Below are 1,467 nucleotides of genomic sequence, written 5' to 3'. Positions count from 1 at the left end.
CGTTACCGTTTTCGTGGCTCTGATCTTGGAGCCCTGGTCGCCAGGTCCGGCATGACTTTGTCCCCCAGTCGCTTGCATGATCCGGGGGGTGGTGTCACCGGGCCTGGTGGCATCGAGGGACCGCTGATAGGGACACGGCCGCCCTCAGGGCAGGTCTCGTCGTAACGTGGCTGCCGGCCGTCGATGCCTGACTGGTGACCAGCAACTCGACGTGAAGGACATGGTCGATGACCTGCACATACGGCGTGTTCCTCGGTCTGGACGTGGGCAAGGGCGAACACCATGCCGTGGGCCTGGACCCAGCCGGGAAACGGCTGCATGATGGGCCGCTGCCCAACAGCGAACCGAAGCTGCGGGCACTGTTCGACAAGCTTGCTGTCCACGGGCCGCTGCTGGTCGTAGTGGATCAACCGGCCACGATCGGCGCGTTGCCGGTCGCGGTCGCCCGTGCTTGCGGGCACCAGATCGCCTACCTGCCCGGTCTGGCCATGCGCCGCATCGCCGACCTCTACCCAGGCAACGCCAAGACCGACGCCCGCGACGCCTTCGTGATAGCCGACGCCGCACGCACCCTGCCCCACACCCTGCGCCAGGTCGACGTCGGCGACGACGCCCTGGCCGAACTCGGCGTGCTGATCGGCTTCGATGACGACCTGGCCGCCGAGGCCACCCGAATCAGCAACCGCATCCGCGGGCTGCTCACCGGCATCCACCCCGCCCTCGAACGCACTCTCGGCCCGAAAGTCACCCACCCAGCGGTGCTGGAGATCCTGGCCCGCTGCGGCGGACCGATCGGTCTGGCCAACACCAGCCGCCGCAAGCTGACCTCGATCGCGACCAAGCACGCGCCCCGCATGGGAGCCCGGCTCGTCGACGAGCTGCTGGCCGCGCTGACCGAACAGACCGTGGTGGTTCCCGGCGCGGCCGCAGCCGACATGGTGCTGCCCCGGCTGGCCGAGAGTCTGAAAACCGTTCTGGAACAACGCAAAACCCTCGCAACCGAGGTCGAGGGGATCCTTGATGCGCACCCTCTTGCCGAGGTCCTGACCTCCATGCCCGGCATCGGGGTCAGGACCGCCGCCCGCATCCTGCTCGAGATCGGCGACGCCTCCGCCTTCGCCAGCTCGGCACACCTGGCCGCTTACGCCGGCATCGCTCCGGTCACTCACCGTTCCGGCAGCAGCATCCGAGGCGAACACCCTGCCCGCACCGGCAACCGCAAACTCAAACGCGCGTTCTTCCTCGCCGCGTTCGCCTCCCTCTCGGACCCGATCAGCCGCGCCTACTACGACCGGAAACGAGCCGAGGGAAAGAAACACAACGCCGCGCTGATCTGCCTCGCCCGACGCCGCTGCGACGTCATGTTCGCCATGCTCAGAAACAAGACCCGCTACCAGCCGGCCCGCCCCACAACCCAGCCCGCAGCGCCCCCAGCCGCCGCTTGACAAAAACATAGGAACACCCCCC

General features: G+C 67.9%; 1 protein-coding gene. It reads left to right on the top strand.

The genetic code is table 11. The features are described 5' to 3' along the window. Positions 1 to 227 precede the first annotated feature (227 nt). Positions 228 to 1,445, top strand: coding sequence for an IS110 family transposase (locus AB0H93_RS44235; protein ID WP_358582966.1), 1,218 nt, complete (start codon positions 228 to 230; stop codon positions 1,443 to 1,445). Positions 1,446 to 1,467: the final 22 nt, after the last annotated feature.

The sequence above is a fragment of the Saccharopolyspora sp. NPDC050642 genome (assembly GCF_040654735.1).
GTDB classification, from domain to species: Bacteria; Actinomycetota; Actinomycetes; order Mycobacteriales; family Pseudonocardiaceae; genus Saccharopolyspora; species Saccharopolyspora elongata.
Note: the sequence above shows the minus strand (reverse complement) of the source record. Positions and strands in the feature narration are given on the sequence as shown.